The 19,548-nt window shown below is 60.8% G+C and carries 14 protein-coding genes; 4 read left to right on the top strand and 10 right to left on the bottom strand.

What is annotated here, in order from left to right:
• Positions 1-8: 8 nt before the first annotated feature.
• Positions 9-626, bottom strand: a complete 618-nt coding sequence (gene petA / locus AC1RGU_RS23335) for a ubiquinol-cytochrome c reductase iron-sulfur subunit (protein ID WP_492697786.1) — start codon at positions 624-626, stop codon at positions 9-11.
• Between the two features lie 160 nt (positions 627-786).
• Positions 787-1,548: a LuxR C-terminal-related transcriptional regulator gene (locus AC1RGU_RS23330; RefSeq protein ID WP_492697788.1), complete on the bottom strand. Its 762-nt coding sequence runs from the start codon at positions 1,546-1,548 to the stop codon at positions 787-789.
• Positions 1,549-2,471: 923 nt separating this feature from the next.
• Here AC1RGU_RS23330 and AC1RGU_RS23325 point away from each other — a divergent pair.
• Both AC1RGU_RS23325 and AC1RGU_RS23320 read left to right on the top strand, forming a co-directional pair.
• Positions 2,472-3,089, top strand: coding sequence for a YjbF family lipoprotein (locus AC1RGU_RS23325; RefSeq protein ID WP_492697790.1), 618 nt, complete (start codon positions 2,472-2,474; stop codon positions 3,087-3,089).
• Positions 3,086-6,136 carry a YjbH domain-containing protein gene (locus AC1RGU_RS23320; RefSeq protein WP_492697792.1) on the top strand — a complete coding sequence of 1,017 codons (3,051 nt, stop codon included), beginning with the start codon at positions 3,086-3,088 and terminating at the stop codon, positions 6,134-6,136. Before AC1RGU_RS23325 ends, AC1RGU_RS23320 begins: the two co-directional genes overlap by 4 nt.
• A gap of 101 nt (positions 6,137-6,237) precedes the next feature.
• Here the strand turns inward: AC1RGU_RS23320 and AC1RGU_RS23315 are convergent, their stop codons facing one another.
• Positions 6,238-8,241: a polysaccharide biosynthesis protein gene (locus AC1RGU_RS23315; protein WP_492740808.1), complete on the bottom strand. Its 2,004-nt coding sequence runs from the start codon at positions 8,239-8,241 to the stop codon at positions 6,238-6,240.
• Between the two features lie 453 nt (positions 8,242-8,694).
• Here AC1RGU_RS23315 and AC1RGU_RS23310 point away from each other — a divergent pair, with 453 nt between their 5' ends.
• Both AC1RGU_RS23310 and AC1RGU_RS23305 read left to right on the top strand, forming a co-directional pair.
• Positions 8,695-9,129 carry a low molecular weight protein-tyrosine-phosphatase gene (locus AC1RGU_RS23310; protein ID WP_489058912.1) on the top strand — a complete coding sequence of 145 codons (435 nt, stop codon included), beginning with the start codon at positions 8,695-8,697 and terminating at the stop codon, positions 9,127-9,129.
• Entirely contained in the window at positions 9,126-11,378 is a 2,253-nt protein-coding gene (locus AC1RGU_RS23305; RefSeq protein WP_492697795.1) for a polysaccharide biosynthesis tyrosine autokinase, read from the top strand. The genes AC1RGU_RS23310 and AC1RGU_RS23305 overlap by 4 nt, the downstream gene beginning before the upstream one ends.
• A gap of 119 nt (positions 11,379-11,497) precedes the next feature.
• On the opposite strand, the gene AC1RGU_RS23300 is transcribed toward AC1RGU_RS23305, so the two are convergent.
• The 7 genes from AC1RGU_RS23300 to AC1RGU_RS23270 are packed head-to-tail and all read right to left on the bottom strand — an operon-like array spanning position 11,498 to position 19,544.
• Complete coding sequence (locus tag AC1RGU_RS23300) at positions 11,498-11,806, bottom strand: VanZ family protein (RefSeq protein WP_492697797.1); 309 nt, start codon at positions 11,804-11,806, stop codon at positions 11,498-11,500.
• A 59-nt stretch (positions 11,807-11,865) separates the two neighbouring features.
• Positions 11,866-13,053 (bottom strand): DegT/DnrJ/EryC1/StrS family aminotransferase, encoded by a 1,188-nt coding sequence (locus AC1RGU_RS23295; protein ID WP_492697799.1) that lies wholly within the window; start codon positions 13,051-13,053, stop codon positions 11,866-11,868.
• A gap of 6 nt (positions 13,054-13,059) precedes the next feature.
• Complete coding sequence (locus AC1RGU_RS23290) at positions 13,060-13,719, bottom strand: acetyltransferase (protein WP_492697800.1); 660 nt, start codon at positions 13,717-13,719, stop codon at positions 13,060-13,062.
• Positions 13,716-14,321: a sugar transferase gene (locus tag AC1RGU_RS23285; RefSeq protein ID WP_492697801.1), complete on the bottom strand. Its 606-nt coding sequence runs from the start codon at positions 14,319-14,321 to the stop codon at positions 13,716-13,718. Before AC1RGU_RS23285 ends, AC1RGU_RS23290 begins: the two co-directional genes overlap by 4 nt.
• A complete protein-coding gene (locus AC1RGU_RS23280) occupies positions 14,318-15,535 on the bottom strand; it encodes a glycosyltransferase family 4 protein (protein ID WP_492697802.1) in 1,218 nt (405 codons plus the stop codon). Before AC1RGU_RS23280 ends, AC1RGU_RS23285 begins: the two co-directional genes overlap by 4 nt.
• Positions 15,532-17,388 (bottom strand): heparinase II/III family protein, encoded by a 1,857-nt coding sequence (locus AC1RGU_RS23275; RefSeq protein WP_492697804.1) that lies wholly within the window; start codon positions 17,386-17,388, stop codon positions 15,532-15,534. Before AC1RGU_RS23275 ends, AC1RGU_RS23280 begins: the two co-directional genes overlap by 4 nt.
• The gene (locus AC1RGU_RS23270) at positions 17,385-19,544 is read right to left on the bottom strand and encodes a bi-domain-containing oxidoreductase (RefSeq protein ID WP_492697806.1); all 2,160 of its coding nucleotides are present in this window, start codon (positions 19,542-19,544) and stop codon (positions 17,385-17,387) included. Before AC1RGU_RS23270 ends, AC1RGU_RS23275 begins: the two co-directional genes overlap by 4 nt.
• Positions 19,545-19,548: the final 4 nt, after the last annotated feature.

Raw genomic sequence — 19,548 nt, 5'->3', positions numbered from 1 at the left:
GGTCTCCCTCAGGCCTTCTTGCTGTCGTCGCCGATGAGCAGGCGCGTGTCGGACAGGTACATGTGCGGAGGCACAGGGAGGTTGTCAGGAGCGGGCTTGTTCTTGAAGACGCGACCGGCGAGGTCGAACGTGGAACCGTGGCAAGGGCAGAGGAAGCCGCCCTCCCAGTCGTTCGGCAGCGAGGGTTGCGGGCCGGACTGCAGGCGGTCGACCGGCGAGCAGCCGAGGTGGGTGCAGATGCCGACCACGACCAGCACATCGGGCTTGATCGAACGATGGCCGTTCTGTGCGTACTTGGGCGTGAATTCGTCGGGGTGACGCTTGGAGAGCGGATCGGCGAGCTGGCCATCGAGCTTGGCGAGCTCGGCGACCTGGTCAGGGCTGCGCTTGAGGATCCAGACCGGCTTGCCGCGCCATTCGACGGTGATCTTTTCGCCGACCTTCAAGGCCGAGATGTCCACTTCGACCGCGGCGCCCGCGGCCTTGGCCTTTTCGGACGGCTGGAATGTGCTCACAAAAGGGATTGCGGTGGCCACGCCGCCCGCTACGCCGGCACAGCTGGATGCGATCAACCACGTCCGCTTGCTTGTGTCGATCCGGGGCGAGCCGGAGGTCATGTCACTCATGGGGATCCTCTAAGTCTTCTTCGCTGGAGCAGGGGCTGACCTTTGCCACAGCAAGGTCAACCCGAGATTGTAGCGGGGCGCAAAAGGGTTTTTCAATGATTGCCGCGCGTGCGCACGGCGCCGCAGCACGTGCGCGACAGCGCGCGGCAACCTCTGGCGCTCAGCTCAACAGCCCGTACTGGGTCGCCTGCCGGACAGCCTGGGTTCGCGACTTGACGGCCAGCTTGCGGTAGATCCGCTTGGCGTGGAACTCGACCGTGTTGATCGAGAGGCAGATCGCTTCAGCAATCTGCCGATTGCTCCAACCTTGCGCGATCAGCCGCAGCACATTGAGCTCCCGAGGTGACAGCAGCCCGGGAGCAGGCATCGGGGGCGAGACCGTGTCGCCGTCGCGCAGCGCGGACTCGACACCCTCCGGTTTCGCGGACGCCGCAATCAGGCCGAGGACACGACGCGCGACGCGTGCGTCCATCGGCGAACCGCCGCGCTCGATCGAGCGCAGCAAGAAAGAGAGTTCGGCATCGTCGGTGCTCGTCAGCAGATAGCCGGAGGCTCCTGACGAGATCGCGGCCTCGACCAGCAAACGGTCGTCGTCCTTCGACATGGCGATGGCGTCGATCTGCGGGTAGGCACGCCGTAGGTGCGACAGGAGCGCGACGCCGCCGTCATCAGTCAAGTGCATGTCGACCAGCACCAGGTCGTAGGGCAACGCGGCCAGCAGACGGATCGCCTCCGCGTGCGTGGAGGCGATCACGACGCGGCGGCCCGGGGCCAGATCGCAAAGAAGGCGTCGCATGCGATCGGCCAGGGCTAGGTCACCCTCGACGATCAGGGCACCGAAGAATGCGCAGCCCAAGGCGGCGTACCGGCCAGCGAGTGCCGGCGCCGACTGCGCGCTGCTGGCGGACAGGTGATTCATCATGAGCAGACGCCTCCGATCACGCTACCGGCCGCGCGCCCACACACTCGCACACCCTTCGATACCCCACCTTCAGACAATCGAACCACGCATATCCCCTTGTTGTGCCCCGCGGCCTACCTTGAATGTCAACTTTCGTTTCGGGGTACTGCAGGAACAATGCCTGGGAGGCGGCCCGGCGGCCCATCGCAACGATGGCTCGGTCAGTGCGTTGATTTCATTGAAAAAATGCGGCAGTAGCGACCGGGGCCTTGCCGCTGGAGCTGCTCGTCAGTCGACGTCGTTACGGCCATCCTGGGCGGAACGTTACGTAGCATTGAGATACACATGCACCCGTCACACTCATCCACAACAATCGAGGCAATACGCGGTTACAAGGAGGCCGTGGCAAACGCCTCATCCTCCAGGCCAAATTAGTTGCGGCACACTTCTGATGCTGCTAACCTCAAGTCAAGAGCATAAAAACCCTTTGAGAGGATCACTGTGAAGACGAACAAACTGGTTGCTACCGTCGCCCTTGCCACCCTGGCAATCTCGTCGGCTTTTGCCCAAACGCAGGTTACCCCTGCGCCCGCAAGCAACAACACTCGCGCATTTGCACCAGGCCCCGCAGGCGCTCCGAGCGCAACCGCTGCTGGCCTTGGCGGCCTGACCCCCGTTCAATGGGGCGCTGTTGGAGGCACCGGCGCTTTGATGCTGGCCCTCGGTAGCAGCAACAACGGCAACGGCGGCGGCGGCTTCTTCGTCCCTGGCACCGGCACCACCGGCACGGGCACCACCGGCACGCGTTAATGCTGGTTGCCCTCCTGAAAGGAGGGCATTCGCTGAAAAGTCCGCGCGTTGCTTCCGCCACGCGACTCTTAGAACGTTGCCTTTTGGCAACGTTTTGCTTGGGCGTTGGCGGTTGCTCCTCCGGAACCTCGGCCATGCTGGATTCGGCTCGCCTGCTGTATCGCGGCGAGTCCTCAGCAACCCAGCCCGATTTCAATCCCAGCTATCGGTACCTGAGAACCAGCGTCAATGGGCGCGTCGTTTTCATGGTGCTCGGCTACATCGACCAGCGTGCCGAAGGGCCCGTCGAGGTTTGGTACAGCGGTTCGGGCGAGGTCGTTCGACTGCTGAATGGTCAACTGGTTGGCACGACCGGGCTGTCTGTCGATTGGCGTGACGTTCGACTCGCCAACCCACCCGTCTGGCAAGCTCACGCTGCCAACACCACACAGACCTACGCTCGAGAACGCGACCTGATGCCCGGCTATCGCTTCGGCATTCGCGACGACATCGCGCGCACATCGATCGCGACGCCCACCGACAGCGCGCTCGCCGGCGTGCCCGCAAGCTCCTTACGCTGGTATGAAGAACGCAGCGGGTCCCGCCCTGCGACAGCCTCCGTTCCTCCCGCCCGCTTCGGCGTTTCATTTGCTTCTGGCGCCCCTCAGGTCGTGTATTCGGAGCAATGTATTTCCCGCGACCTCTGCATGAGCTTCGAACAGTGGACACCCCCCGCACCAGCAGCCGGCACCGCGGCGCGCGCTGGTACATGAGCCCCCTCTTCCTGCGAGCCATCAGCCCCCCGCATTGGCCCCGTCGAACGGCCCTTGCCTGCGCGTTGATGGCGAGTCTTGGTGCGTTGGCGGAGCCGTCTCAGAACACGGCGACCGTCGAGCCCGCAAATGATGCCGAGGTGCGCCCCGGTGAGCGACTGAGCACTTGGTTGCTGCGTCAGCCGGAAGGCGCCGCAACGCCCGGACTGGCATGGCGCGTGCCGCAGGAACGGTTGGCTCAACAGTTTCTGAAGAACACCCTGCTCGTGCGACTTGAAGCAGCCAGCAGACGCGCACCGCGTTCCGAGCAACTCGATCGGTTGAAGCTCATCACGTGGTTGCAGAACCTGCCCGTCACTGGCCGCGTGGCGCTGGGTATCGTGGACCCTCGCTGGCTGCAGGCGCACCCAGATCAAGACCCCCTGCTGTCGGCCGGCCAGCAACTGGTTGCGCCCTCCCCGCAATTGAAAACCATCGCGGTTGTCCGCCCCAATGGCGAGTTGTGCCACGCGGCGCACGAAGCCGGCCGGACCGCCTTGGACTACGTCATCGCCTGCGCGCCCGACAGCACCCACGACTGGGCATGGGTTGCACAACCCGACGGCCGAACATCGCGCGTGGGCATCGCCCCCTGGAACGGCCACCCCTCCGATGAGCCAGCGCCCGGCGCATGGGTCTGGGCTGCGCCGCGCGGCATGACTGAACTGGTCGACGCATCGGAAGGCATCATCAAGTTCCTGGCGACCCAAGGCCCGTCGCCGCAGACAGCAGCGCTGGGCGCCACCACCGCCGCGCTTGCAGCAGCCAAGCCGGCCGCAGCAATCAATACGTCCATCCCGGTGTCAGTTCCGCCGGAAAGCGTCATCTCGGTGCGCCCCGACGCCTCGGCCCCGCAATACAAGGCGCCTCGCACAAGCAGCAACGACTGGGGCGAAACCGGCCTGCTTCAGACGCCGACGGCACGCATGGGCGAGGCCGGTGATTTCCGTACGTCGATCAGCCACGTGTCGCCCTATACGCGACTGAACGTGATGTTCCAGCCGCTGGACTGGATGGAGGCCGGCTTTCGCTACACCTCCATCAGCAACCGCGCATACGCCGCCAGCACCACTGGCCAGAGCAACAAGGACAAGAGCATCGACGTGAAGCTGCGGCTGCTGCGCGAATCCGCGTATATGCCTCAGGTTGCGCTGGGCTTTCGCGACCTTGGCGGTACCGGCCTCTTTTCGGCCGAATACCTGGTCGCCAACAAACGCTACGGCGATCTCGACTTCAGCCTCGGCATCGGCTGGGGGTATCTGGGCAACAGCGGAAACATCCGCAACCCCTTGCTGGCCCTGAGCAATCGTTTCAGAACGCGCACGGTGAGCTCAGCAACGGGCGGCGAAGCAAACTTCAAGGCCTTCTTTCGAGGGCCAGCTTCCTTGTTCGGCGGCGTCGAATGGCGCACACCCTGGGATCCCCTGACCGTCAAGCTCGAGTACGAAGGCAACAACTACAAGAACGAGCCCCAGCAGAACAACCAGGTTCAGCGCTCACCCTTCAACATCGGCCTAGAATATCGCTACTCACCCGGCGTCGCCTTCACCGCCGGCCTGGAGCGCGGCAACAAGGTGATGGTGGGCCTGACCCTGTCCACCAACATGGCGAGCATGCGAGCCAGCAAGCCCGCAGATCCGCCGCCGCCCCGCTTCACGCCCGAGGCGCCGGCCAATCCACCCGGCTGGGCCGCCACTGCTGCGGAGATCCAGGCACGCACCGAATGGACCGTGCAGCGCATCGCACCGCAGGGCGACAGCGCGCACATCTGGATCACGGAAAGCCACACGGTGTACCGCGAGGCCCGCGTGCAGCAGGTCATTGCCGTCATGCATCGCGATGCCCCGGCGTCGATCAAGCACTTCGTGCTTCACTACAACGAGCGCGGACTGGCACTGCACACGCAAGTCGTCGATCGCAGCGAGTGGGTGACGGCGCACTACCAGGCACAGACCCCCGCAGAACTGCGCGCCACGGACCAGCGCGACTACGCCCCGCCTCGCGGCCGGACCGAAGACGGGCTCTACGTGCCGACATCGCCGCAGCGCACACCCACTGATGCAACCGCCACCACATCGTCCGGCGAGACGCCGGCCATGGCGCCATGGGAGCGGCGCACGGAAAGACTCACTTTCGGCCTGACTCCGAGCTTCTCGCAGATCCTCGGCGGCCCTGATGCCTTCCTGCTCTACCAGCTCGGAGTCTCGGCCACCGCGGAGTACCGCTTCACGCCGAGCACCTGGGTGAACGCAGCACTGAACTGGCGCCTGATCGACAACTTCGACAAGTTCACCTACACGGCGCCCAGCAACCTTCCCCGCGTGCGAACCTACCAACGCGAGTACGCAACGACCAAGCGGTTGACGATGCCGGTGTTTCAGCTGACCCACGTGGGCCGACTGAACGAAGACCAGTACTACAGCGTCTACGGCGGCGCCCTTGAGTCGATGTTTGCCGGCGTGGGCGCCGAATGGCTCTACCGCCCGTGGCGCAGCAGGTTCGCGTTCGGCATCGACGTCAACCACGTACGCCAGCGCGACTTCGCGCAGGATCTCGGCCTGCGCGACTACAAGGTCAACACCGGCCACGCTACGCTCTATTGGGACACCGGCTGGAACGGGGTGCAGGCCAGAATCAGCGCGGGCCAGTACTTGGCGGGCGATCGTGGCGTCACCCTCGACATCAGCCGCCGCTTCGACAACGGCGTGACGATCGGCGCCTGGGCGACCAAGACCAACGTGTCCGCCGCACAGTTCGGTGAAGGCAGCTTCGACAAGGGTATCTACGTTTCCATTCCCTTCGATGCATTGCTGCCGCGCTCGAGCAAGTTCACTGCGAACTTTGCCTGGGCGCCACTGATCCGCGACGGTGGCGCAAAGCTGGGACGGATCAACCCGCTGTTCGAGATGACGTCGATACGGGATCCGAAGGCTTTCAGCTTCTCACCACCCGACGACAAAGCACCCAAAGCCGGGGACAACATCCTCGACTTCAAGCGGGCCCAATAGGCGCCGCCAGCTGAAAACAAAAGAGCCCCGACCCGGGGCTCTTGGTCTCACCATCACCGCCGGTAAGTCGGGCGGAAAAAGTATGAAACTGTTCTATCGAATCAGATTGCCACAGCAATCTGATTCGGCGCGGATGGCTGGTTGGCCTCGCCCACCTGCGCAGCGCTGACCGCCACTGCGAGCGGCTGAGCACGGTCACGCACACGGTGACGTTCCATATGCACCCAATCCACCACCTCTGCATGGGGCCGATAGCCGGGCAGCATCTGCGTCAGCGTGTGCTTCAGCATCGGCACATCGCTGCTTTCGAGTGCCGCATTCAGCGTCTCGAACTGGCGCCAGAGTTCATTCCAAGGCAGGCAGGGATCGTGCGCCTTCATGACACGCGGATGCGCTGTGGGCATCGCGCTGTCGCCAATCAGGAGCTCTTCGTAGAGCTTCTCACCGGGCCGCAATCCGGTCACCTGGAGTTCGATATCGCCATCCGGCGAATGTTCGTCACGGACCGTGCGCCCCGAAAGCTCCACCAGCCGACGAGCGAGGTCGATGATCCTCACCGGCTCACCCATATCGAGCACAAAGACATCACCGCCCTGCGCCATCGCGCCCGCCTGAATCACCAGCTGGGCGGCCTCGGGAATGGTCATGAAATAGCGCGTGATGTCAGCATGCGTCAACGTGATTGGGCCGCCCGCCTCGATCTGCTTTCGAAACAACGGCACCACTGAACCACTGGAGCCGAGCACGTTACCGAAACGGACCATCGAGAAGCAGGTGTCCGAGCTCTGCTGCGCCAGCCCCTGCAGCGCCATTTCGGCAACACGCTTGCTGGCTCCCATGATGTTCGTCGGCCGCACAGCCTTGTCGGTGCTGATGAGAACAAAGTTGGGAACCTTGCACTCCATGGCAATCCGGGCCGTCGTGAGCGTGCCCATCGCGTTGTTTCGCACACCCTCCGCCGGGTTGTGCTCGACGAGCGGCACGTGCTTGTATGCCGCCGCGTGATAGACCGTGTCAGGACGCCAGGCGCGCATCACTTCACGCAGCCGTGCCGCATCGCATACCGAGGCGAGCAGCGGAACAACACGTACGTTCGGCGCCAACTGCTCCAGCTCCTGGTGGATAGCATAGAGCGCGTACTCGCTCAGCTCCACAAGCAGCAGCGTGGAGGGCGACAGTTGAACGATCTGCCGACACAGCTCACTGCCGATGGAGCCGCCAGCCCCAGTCACCAGCACCACTTGGCCCTGGATGTGCTTGTGCAGCAGGTCTGCCACCGGCTCGACTGGATCCCGCCCCAGCAAGTCTTCGATGTCGACTTCGACCAGATCATTGACCTGCACCTTGCCATTGGCCAGATCGAGCAATCCCGGAAGCATCCGTACATGCAGACGCAATGGCAACAATTGGTTCAGGATTTCAACGCGACGCCCACGGCTAGCCGAAGGCATCGCCAAGAGCACGTCCGTGATGCCCCAACTGGCAGCGTTGTTGCTCAGCCAATCCGAGGACTGAATGCGCAGACCGTTGATCGTGTTGCCTTGGAGGTGCGAGTCATCGTCAACGAAAGCGCGGACGACCATGTCCCGGCTTTGGGCCAACGCCGCAGCCAGTTGCAAGCCAGCGCTACCGGCGCCGTAAATCACAACCTGAGGTAATTGCTTACGCTGCAGGGCACTCATGTAGAGGCCACCCAACCAATAGCGCGCAAACATGCGCGAGCCGGCGATGGCCAAGAACAAGAGCAACGGCACCAGCAAACCGACCGTGCGCGGCACTCCTCGCACACTAACCACCGAGAAGATCAATGCATAGCCGAGGCCAAACAGCACGCACGCGCGCACGATCGCCATGACTGCAGCCGTGCCTGCATAGCGAAAGATGGCTCGGTAGAGCCCGAAAACCACAAAGAGGGGGAGCGCAAGGGCTACAGCAACAGCAACGGCCGACCACTGAACGCCACGCAGCGCCATCCACTGCTCAAAGCGAAAGCTGAATGCCAACCAGACACACAGGACGCAGAGCATTGCATCGACCCCTAGAGCCAGCATGCGCTTCATGGGGCGCGGCAAAGCAAGCAAGGGCGCAGCCAGACGATTGATCACACTGAAAACTCCTGCGACGCTTGGGACGCGCCGCGCTGCAACAATTGTCCGTGAAGGGTACCCACCCCTCCCCCCCAATTCAGGGGATTCGCGACACTCACAATGTCATTTTTTGTATCTTTTGCATCGACATGACTTTGGTCATAGAGCAGCTGATCAGCCCGCTCGATCAGCTGTCCCTTTAGCAACCATGACCGATTCGGGCCCAGAACGCCTGCTGCCTGAGCACATCCGCGAGGCAGTGGCCGCCAATGCCCTGACTACAATGCCAAGGGCGTGCCCAACCATCCTTCGGCTCTCTTGCTTAGATGGCGCGATTCAATCGCTCAACGAAGAACAAATGGTGCGGACATTTCTGTATGACATGTGATTCATGCTGAATATGAAGCACACGGCACGCAATACGTTGAGTCCGACAACAGAGGCACAAGCCTTCGCAGGGAGCCAAGTCTCATGAAATCTGTTCTGGTGGTATGCATTGGCAACATCTGCCGTAGCCCGATGGGGGAAGCCCTGATTGCTGCAGCGTTGCCGCAGGTTCAAGTCACGTCTGCGGGGACTGGGGCCTTGGTCGGGCATCAAGCAGATCCGATTGCACGCAAGCTCATGGCCGAACGTGGCATCGACATCGAGGCCCACCGTGCGCGCCAACTTACAGCGCAGATGTGTCAGCAGGCCGACCTCATTCTTGCGATGGACGAGGCTCAGCGGATTCACATTGGGCAGCGGCATCCGCTGACCCGTGGCAAGCTGTTCCGCCTGGGTGAAGTCTCACGCGTTGACATTCCCGATCCGTATCGCATGGGCCGTCCGGCCTTCGAGCACGCCCTGCAACTCATCGCTGACGGCGCCCAAGCCTGGGCCGAACGCATTCGCAAACTCTCATGACTCCTTCTGCCTCCACATCGCCCCTCTCCGCAGCGCTCGCTCGCGACGATGACGACGATGCGATTAATCTGTCCGAGTACCTGGACATCCTGCTCGATCGCAAATGGCTGGTTGCAGGTGTTACCGCCGTCGCCCTCGCGATTGGCACGGCTTACGCGCTCCTGGCCACCCCAATCTACCAATCCAACCTGCTGATTCAGGTTGAAGACTCTGCTCCGGACGCCAAGAACTTTCTTGGCGACACCGCGAATCTCTTCGATGTGAAAACACCAGCCACGGGCGAAATCCAGATCATCCGTTCGCGGATGGTCATCGGGGGAGCCGTAGAGGCAAAACAGTTGTACATCGAGGCGCAACCACGTTATTTGCCGCTCGTCGGCGAATGGCTATCGAGACGCGCGAAAGAACTATCAAACCCAGGCTTTCTAGGCATCGGTGGATATGTTTCTGGCACCGAAGCCGTCGACATTGCCAAGTTCAATGTGCCATCCGCACTCGAAGATCAGAAGCCTTTCACGATCACCGCGCTAGGCGGCAGCCAATATGCGCTCGCCCATCCCGATCTTGCTGAACCGCTCATCGGCACTGTTGGCAAAGTACTTAATCAGCAGCTGTCCGACGGCACCATCACATTGGTGGTTTCGCGACTTGACGGCAAACCCGGCTCCGAATTTCTGGTTTCGCGTGCTTCGTTGCTCGCAACTACCGAAGACCTTCAGAAACGCCTTCAGCTCTCCGAGCAAGGCAAGCAGTCAAACGTGATCAACGCTTCGCTAGAAGACAGTGACCGTGATCGCCTGCAGCGCACACTCAATGAGATCGGCGCTCAGTACGTTCGCCAAAACGTCGAGCGCAAGGCCGCCGAGGCCGAAAAAACCATCGAATTTCTTGATCGGCAGCTTCCTGAATTCAAGCAGCAACTTGAAGACTCGGAGGATGCTTACGCACGCTTCCGCAATCAGAACGGTACCGTCGCTTTTGACGAGGAGGCCAAGGCTGCACTGGCCATGTCGGTGCAATTGCAGACCAAGCTGTTGGAGTCCCAACAACTGCGACGCGAGTTGCTGTCCCGATTCACTGAAGGCAACCCGAAGGTCCGCATGATCGACGGCCAGATCGCGGCCGTTCGCCATGAAATCGAAGGCCTTGAAACCCGCGTCAGTGCGATGCCTGCCATCCAGCGCGATGCCCTGCGACTCGAACGCGATGTTCGCGTCAATGGGGAACTCTACAAGTCGATGCTCAACAGCTCGCTACAGTTGCGCCTTGTGAAGGAAGGCAAGATCGGCAACGTGCGGCTACTCGATACGGCTATCGAACCCAGAAGAGCGATCAAGCCACAGAAGCCGCTGGTCGTCGCATTGTCTCTGGTACTGGGGCTGTTAACCGGTGTTGCATTTGCCATCCTCCGGAGCAAGCTCTCGAGCGGCATCCGCAATCCCCAGGAAATCGAAGACCGTCTTGGCCTGAATGTCTATTCCGTCGTACCGCTGGCACTCGAGCAAGAAACGATCTTGGAGCACATTGCAGGTGGTGCGAAGGGCGTTCAATTGCTAGCGGTGACCTCCCCCGAAAGCCTTGCCATTGAGAGCCTGCGCAATCTACGTGTTTCCCTGCAACTGACCTTGATGGAAAGCGGCAACAACCGCGTGCTCATCACCGGCGCGACACCAGGGGTCGGCAAGAGTTTCGTCTCCGGCAATTTCGCTGTCATCATGGCGCAGGCCGGCAAGCGCGTACTGCTGATTGACGCCGACCTGCGCAAGGGTCACCTTCAAAAGGCCTTCGGGCTGCCACGCAAGGGCGGGTTGGCGGAAGTGCTGGCAGGCGACTTGACGCCGGAGCAGGCGATCCATGTTCAAGTGATCCCGAACCTCGACGTCTTGACGACCGGCGCCTACCCGTTCAATCCAGCGAACATGATGCTGTCGTCTGCGCTGGGTGAACTGCTGAACGACTTCTCGGAACGTTACGACTTAGTGGTAATCGATAGCCCGCCGGTGCTGGTGGCCGCCGATGCCGCAGCAGTCGCGGCACATGCAGGCGCCGTGCTGCTGGTCGCTCGTGACAACTTGACCCAACTGGGCGAACTCAACGAGAGCATCAAGCGGCTCGCGCACGCAGGCCAGCAAGTCAACGGCGTGGTCTTCAACGGCATGGACCTCTCGCGACGGCACTACGGCAGCTATGGCTATAAGTACGGCGGTTATCGGTACACCGAGTACAAATACAAGGAAGAAGCGGCTTAAAGGTCTCAAAGAGTCGAACTTGGAGGGCCCATAGTGGGCCCTCTACGCTGCTCCGTACTAGATCTTGGTGAAGCAAGCTGGCGGCCATTTTCGGAGGGCCGCTCCAGCACCCATATCAACTAAGACGAACGGACGACGGGCAACCGCTGCACCATTAAGGCGAGAACTGCACCGACCAACAGCCCCACGCCATCTGCCCATAGATCGCTCCATTCGGCCAAGCGATCGGGCGTCAGCGACTGCAATCCCTCAATCAGGGCCCCGTAGCCGAGCAACCCCAACAGCGCCATAGGGATACTCGCCGGCCGCGCCCAATGCGCAAGAAACGCCAGTGCCGCAAAGCCGAGTGCGTGATTGCTCTTGTCCCAGCCAGTGCTCGGCGCCGAAATAGACGCAGGCATCAAACTGAGCACCAGCAACGCCAGCATGGCGATAGCCAGCAACCAACGCCACAAGGTCACATGGGCCGCGAGGCGACCCCAGGCTGTCACGCCGACGCCTCCGCAAGCACTTGTGCGATGACCTTGCAACTCTTGTCCATCTCGACCGAAGTCAAGGTCGGGTGAACCAAGAACATCAAGCTCGTCTCGCCCAACTCGCGCGCGACGGGCAATCGGCCAGCCGGCCGCCAGCCGGTGTCATCAAATGCGCGCTCCAGGTACACCTCGGAACACGAACCCTGATAGCAAGGCACCCCCCGCGCTTGAATGGCTTCGACGATCCGATCTCGGTTCCAATCAGCGGCCAACTTCTCGGGCTGCACATAGACATAGCACTTGTAGTGCGCATGAACACTGCCAGCCGCTTCGTGATTCACAAAGGCAGGCACACGAACCGCTGCATGTGGCTCTGCGGCCTCCCAGATGGCCTGCGCATGACGCATACGCACAGCAGTCCAGTCGGGCATGCGACGCAATTGAATGCGGCCGATGACCGCCTGCAACTCCAACATTCGCCAGTTGGTGCCGAAACTCTCGTGCACCCAGCGAAAGCCCGGCGGGTGCTTACGCTCGTAGACGGCTTCGTAGCTCTTTCCATGGTCCTTGTATTGCCACATGACTCGCCAGAGTGCTTCGTCATTGGTGGTGACCATGCCCCCCTCCCCACCAGTGGTCATGATCTTGTCTTGGCAAAAAGACCAAGCACCGGCGTGGCCGATCGACCCCACGGACTTGCCCTTGTAGTGCGCACCATGCGCCTGCGCACAGTCTTCAATGACCTTGAAATCGTGTTTGGCTGCAAGTGCCATGATCGGATCCATATCGCACGGCCACCCCCCCAGGTGCACGCAGATGACAGCCTTGGTGCGCGGCGTAATCACACGCGCGATAGTCTCTGCCGACAAATTGCCGCTGTCGGCATCGACGTCCGCAAACACAGGCGTTGCCCCCGCATTCACGACGCACGAGACGCTGGCAATGAAGGTGCGCGGCGTGACGATCACCTCGTCACCGGGACCAATGCCCATGCCCTTGAGAATCACGTCCAGTGCCAGCGTCCCATTGGCCAACGCCACGGCGTGCGCGGTGCCGGTCCATGCTGCAAATTCCTTCTCGAATTCGCGACATTCCTGACCGGTCCAGTAGTTGACCTTGTTGGACAACAGCACGCGCTGTACAGCAGCGGCCTCTTCGGGCGTAAAGCTGGGCCAGGGGGAAAAAGGAGTATTCAACACAACAGATCAACCTCTCAGAAGTGGTTTGGCGGGATTGCCAACAACAGTGGCGCCGGGCGGTACATCGCGGGTGACGACAGCCCCCATACCGATTACCGAGCCCCGACCAACAACGAGGGGCAGGCCCGGCCTACCCTGCTTGATAACGGCGCCCGCACCGACGTAGACGTGGTCTTCGATGACTACATTGCCATTGCATTTGACGCCAGGTGCGAACGTGACGAAATCGCCGATCACGCAGTCGTGCTCGACGTAGCTGTACAGATTGGCATGGAAGCACTTGCCGATGCGAATGTTGGAAGTAAGGGTCACAAACGGACTGAGCGCAGCCCCCTGGCCAAGTGTTACGTCATCCATGACGACCACATTGAAAGCTGCCACCGTCCAAGGATGCACGCCGTCGACTGCACAGCGATTGGCAATCCGCTCGCGAATCGCACCGTTGGCAATGGCCACGACGACATGCCTTGCACTCGCCTCGACACGCAAGAAGTCTTCGTATCGCAGCACATGATGTCCATTGACGATCGCAGCTTCAGGCTGGTCATCCACGAACACCAGTTGAGGCGCCGTGACGCCCTCGCGCTCCAGCTGCGAGCGAGCCAATGGCATCACACCGCGACCACAGCCACTGGCCCCAAACACGGCAAACAGTGGCGAACTCATTGTTCTGACTCCATCCGAGAACCAGTAAAGCGCGGCATCGTTGCTTCGCCTGCCGCACTGATGCCGTCCCGCACCAACACCTTGCGAACCGTGAGCCAAAGAATCTTGATGTCGAGCCACATCGAACGGCTGTCCACGTACCAGACGTCGAGCTTGAACTTCTCTTCCCAACTCAACGCGTTACGTCCGTTGATCTGCGCCCAACCAGTGATACCGGGACGCACGTCATGCCGACGGAGTTGTTCCGGTGAATACAACGGTAAGTAATCCATTAACAACGGACGAGGTCCCACCAGGCTCATGTCCCCTTTGAGCACATTCCATAGTTCTGGCAGTTCATCAAGACTGCTAGCACGCAGGAATCGACCGAATGCCGTCAGCCGTTCGACGTCGGGCAACAACTGGCCGTCAGGTGCACACGCATCCGTCATGGTTCGAAGCTTGACCATCTGGAACGGCCGACCATGCAAGCCCGGGCGAATCTGCCGGAAGAACACCGGACTGCCGAGCTTGCGACGTACCTGCCAAATCACGAACAGGAGCGGCAATGCCAAAACTAGCAAACCCAGAGCGGCTACCACGAAGTCGAACAGTCGCTTCACCTGCGCACCTCTTCAATCCAGTCTACCCAGCGATCTGCCAACAGCGTACGGCTGAACTCTTTTTCCGCCAGCGCCCTTCCGTGGTTGCCCATCGCCTTGAGTGCACTCCGATCATCGGCCGCGACCTCCAGTGCGTCAGCAAAGGCAACGGGATCGTCCGGAGGAACAGCGAAACCGCAGCGGTGCTCACCAATCATCTCTGCCAGCCAGCCGGGGTAGTTGTTCAAAACCGGCAAGCCGGCAGCAATGTAGTCAAAGAACTTATTGGGTGAAGTGCCGTAGTAGAACGCCGGCACGTTGGCCAGTATCTGCAAGCCCAAGTCAGTTGCGGCCATCAAGCCAGCAAGGCGCGCCTTGTTGACCGGGTCATGAAAAACGACGTTGGTCAGCCCATCACATTTGGCACGCGCTTGCAGGCCTGGCTTGAGTTTGCCCTGACCAATCAGCAGCAGCTTGATATCGTTTCTTCCGCGGCGCTTCAGTTCGGCGGCGGCATCAAGCACCGCATCAAGTCCATTTGCCAAGCCGTGCGTCCCAGCAAACACCGCCATCAGGTCAGTAGCTTGCACCTGAGCAGGCCTCCATGGCGTCACTTCGGCAGCGAAGATGTCCAGATCGCATCCGTTAGGGACCAGGGCGACGCGCTGTCGCGGAACACCTCGGTGAGCGATCCCCTCCACGATGCCGGGCGACAGCCCGATCAACCGGTGCGCCGAGCGGTAGCTGGCCCACTCGAGCATCGACATGGCACCCAGCACCATTGGATTGCGAATGACCCCCATCGCGCGTGGTAACTCAGGCCACAGATCGCGCACCTCGAACACGAAGGGCTTGCGACGCAGCCAACGCGCAAAGATTCCGGGAATACCTGCAGTGAGCGGCGTGGTCGTGGCAAACAGCACGTCATACCTCTCGGTAAACGCGAGTCCAATGCTACGTACGGCGAACTTCACGAAGGTGCCGGCACGCTTCGCCAAGCCGTCGGTGTTCGAGTACGCAAGATCGAACTCGACTACCTCCATGCCTGCAACCAATCCGCGGCGGCATCCCTTGACAAAGGGCATGGCGAGACCGGTTTCACCGCCGCCATAGCTGCCGCACACCATGGTGACCTCATGCCCCCGTGCGATGAGGCGTCGAGCCATTTCGTACGAACGGATGCCCGCCGAACCTTTAGGCGTCGAGAAGTGTTGGTGAAAATAAAGAACTCTCATACTGCCCAGCGCACATCCGTGGTCAAAGTGCCGGGCTGCTGGACTTCAATCTCCAGGACCGGCACAGGTGTCTTTTCAAGATAGTGACGAGACTCCCAACCCTCCACCAACTCGCAGCGAACCAGAGCCATGCTTGCCTGCACATCCAGCGTGAAGACGCCGTCGTGCCGGTTGATCAAGTGCACGGATTCCAGCGTTCGGACCAGCTCCCAGGAACCCGGCGCCAATCGCCAGCGCAGCACCGCGCGATGCATGAAACCTGCAACTTCATCCTTCACACGCAGACTGCCATCGCCAAGGCTGATGCGGCGTCGATGACTGGCACCTTGATCATCTCGGTAGCCAGCGGCGTAGTGAGCCCCCTGCGCGTCCTCGCTCAAAGGCTCCGACCATTGCGTCTTGAGCCAGTTGCCAAACAGAAAACGGCTCAACCGCGGCATCTGGTCACGTCCATCGAACTGCACTGTGTTGTGGCTTGCCGTGCCCCCGAAATAGTTCTGCCATTGCAGCTCGGTGTTGTAGCTGTAAGTCCCCGCATCGCGCAGCAGATTCTGGCCATCGAGCCACAGATCTAGATGCAACGCATCGGCCTGGCTGGGACGAAAACGAAAACGAGGGAACCGGAGCATCGCCATTGCGCCGCCGCGGCGCAGGACGGCAAAGCCGCCATCGTCGGCTACATAGTGCCCCGGCGTTGACGCCACAGCCTCGGGAAGTGGAATACCAAGCCATTGCAGCGGTGTATTCCAGGGACCATCTTCCACATAGGCTCGCCGGTCCGCAAAAAGCGCCATGGCGGTCTGCACAGTGGGTCGATGGTCGCGATAAGTTGCATCAACCAGTTGCAAGAGGCGCGCTCCATCGTTCGCACCCACATTCGGACCATCGCCGTTCAACGGATTCACCATGTGCCGCAACCATTGGGTCGCCGCCAGTGCCTGCGTCCGCCAGCGCTCTGAAAACCTAGGCAGCGCAAGATGTCGTCGCCAGACCTCTGCCATGCACAAAGTGTCGAGCATCACCCGGTGGTAGTTGAGCGAATACTGACTGAAGGTGCCCTGTGGACCGATCAGCCGAGCCGCACGATTTTCCAACCAATGACGTCCGGTGCGTGCCCACTCCTCACCCGCCGTCACGCCTTCCAGGGCGAGCCAACTGCCGCCAATGAACAAAGCAGCAGCCTCGGAGGTTCCGTGGTTGTTGTCTTGCGCCATGGCGTACTGCACTGTGGGAGCAATGCGCTGCAGATGTGCACGAACGAGATCCAGCAACCCCCGCAAAGGGCGCTGCACCTGGTCGAGCACGAGCGCGGACATGGCTAAATGCATCACCCGCAATGAAGCTTCTTGCCCACACTTCCAGTTCGGACCTCGAAAAGGCGGGTTGCATGCGCTCCAATCACCGAGCCAGTTGTTCAGCCGGTCTAGGGCCTCGGCGTCTCCGTTGCGCGCCCGCTGGGCGAACGCAAGCACCCAATCCATGCGAGACAGTTCCCAGACAAGCTTGATGTCCCCTGTCGCCGGATCGAAATCGGGGATCTGCCACCACTCACGTTCAGGCGCCGCGACTCGCCGCCCGCTGAAAGGATTGGCCATCCAGTCCGGCGATCGGGCCGTCACATTGAACGGCCAATGGCTGAACAGTTGGGCCGCAGCCCCCCAGTTGGTTGTGGCGGGTGCGGCCACCGGCGCACCGGAAGCTGACCGGAAGAATGGTGCCTTTGCGACCTCACTTTTCAGCCGGCGCACGGGATTCAAACCCAACTTCACGCCCATGCGATAACCCACAGCACGACCAATATTCGGCAACCCCAACGCAAGGGCCGTGCGAGCCTTGATTCTCAAGCCGGTCATTGCTTCCGCAATTGCTCCGCAACCTCGATGGTGGCGCGCGCCACCTCGAAGATCTCGTGCGCCGGAATGGCCGCAACGCCTTTTTCGACCGACTGCAGGAACGCGGCCGCACAAGCCTTCTGTCCCTTATCCTGCTTCCATAGATTGAGCTTGCTGAAGCCGGGCCAACCGTAACCTTTGAGCTTTCGAAAATTGTCCAATTGCAGGACGCGACCGGCCGCAAACACTTCGACCCGTTCCTTCGGGAAGCTGGCCGCACCGTTGGCGAGATACAAGATGGTGCCGAACGAACCATCTTCAAAGCCAAGGGTGATCGAAGCCTTGTCTTCGGCGATCGCAACTCCCGGGGCATCCCCCATGCGGCGCGCTTGGATAGACACAATAGGACTACCTGCCAAGAAACGCATTAAATCAATGAAGTGACAAGCTTCGCCAATGATCCGGCCACCACCCACAGCATTGTCTTGCGTCCAGTGATTGGCCGGAATGGCACCGGCATTCATAGTCATGATGAAGGACTTCGGGTCCTTGACCGCTTGCAGCAACGCCTTCATCTTCTGTATCTGCGGCGAAAAACGGCGATTGAAGCCAACAATCAATTGCGGGCCGCGGCCCGCTTGCCTGGAATTTTCGTTGCTGGCTGCATGGGCTACGGCGTAGGCAGCTTCGACATCCGCCAACTCGGCATGGTGAATGGCCAGCGGCTTCTCGACAAACACGTTCTTTCCTGCCTTGATCGCTTCAACCACAAAGCGGGCATGCGTGTCATGTCGGGTAACGATGACCACGGTATTTATGGCCGTATTGCCCAGCATCGCTGTTACCTCCGTGGAAGCCTCGGCAAAGCCGGCCTTCTCGCCATGGATCACTCCATTGATACCTCCCGCAGTAACGATGGTGTGAAACTGCGCCCCTGCCGCCTTAAACGCTGGAATCAACATCCGCGAGGCATAGTTACCCGCGCCTATAAAACCCATCACGGGACGCTGAGCGCTGAAGCTCAAGCCCTTTGCCAGCGGCACGCTACGCACAATGCGCTCACTGGCAGGCGACGTGTATTGCAGCAGGATGCCGAGACCACTCTTATCTTGGGTGAGCGCCTCATATGCCTTGGGGGCATCTTCGAAAGCAAATCGATGAGTGATCAAGGGCTTAACGTCCAATTGACCACTAGCAAGCATGTCTAGCACCGCTTCGAAATTGCGCTGCTGCGTCCAACGCACAAAGCCGAACGGATAGTCTTGCCCGCGGTCTTCATACGCGGCGTCGTAGCGGCCCGGACCGTACGAGCAGGACACCTGAAAGCTCAACTCTTTCTCGTAGAAGTCAGCGCGGCTCAGTTCCAACCCGGTCACCCCTACCAACACGATTCGTCCACGCTTGCGGCTCATACGGGCTGCCTGCGTCACAGGATCATTCGACTTGGTCGACGCCGTGATAATGACTCCATCGACGCCTTGCCCTCGGCTGAGAACCATACCGGCAACCACAGGATCCTCACCGGCGCCAGGGTTGCATATGGATGCTCCGAATTGGCGAGCCAGCATCAACTTTGAATCGTCCAAATCCACCGCCAACACGCGGCATCCGTGGGCACGCAACAGCTGCACCGTGAGCAAGCCGATCAACCCCGCGCCGATCACCACGAACGCCTCGCCCAAGGTCGGCTGGGCCAAGCGAATGCCTTGCAGACCGATACTGGCTACTACGACAAAGGATGCTGACTCGTCATCCACGTTATCCGGAATCCGCGCACAGAGATTCTTGGAAACCTTCACCACATCGGCGTGCGGGCCATTGGAAACCACACGATCCCCGGGCACGAAGCCCTCTACACCGGCTCCCACCTCTGCCACCAACCCCACATTGCAATACCCAAGCGGCAACGGTTGCGCAAGCTTGGATTGGACAGCTTCAATCGTGGCCATCAAACCATCGGTTTGAACTTTCTCCAGCACCATCTTCACCTTCTCCGGCTGCTGGCGTGCCTTTTCGAGATACGACGCCTTGCCGAATCCCACAAGCATCCGCTCCGTGCCAGCCGAAATCAATGACACCGTCGAATGTATACATAGATGCATGCGTCCAGCATGAGGCGCCGGCGCTTCGACCAACGTCGTTCCGCCTTTCGCCATGTCTTGGAGGATTTGTTTCATGAAT

Source organism: Variovorax sp. GW823-FHT02B07 (genome assembly GCF_058797695.1).
The sequence above is the reverse complement of the archived record's forward strand: the minus strand, read 5'-3'. Positions and strand labels throughout refer to the sequence as shown.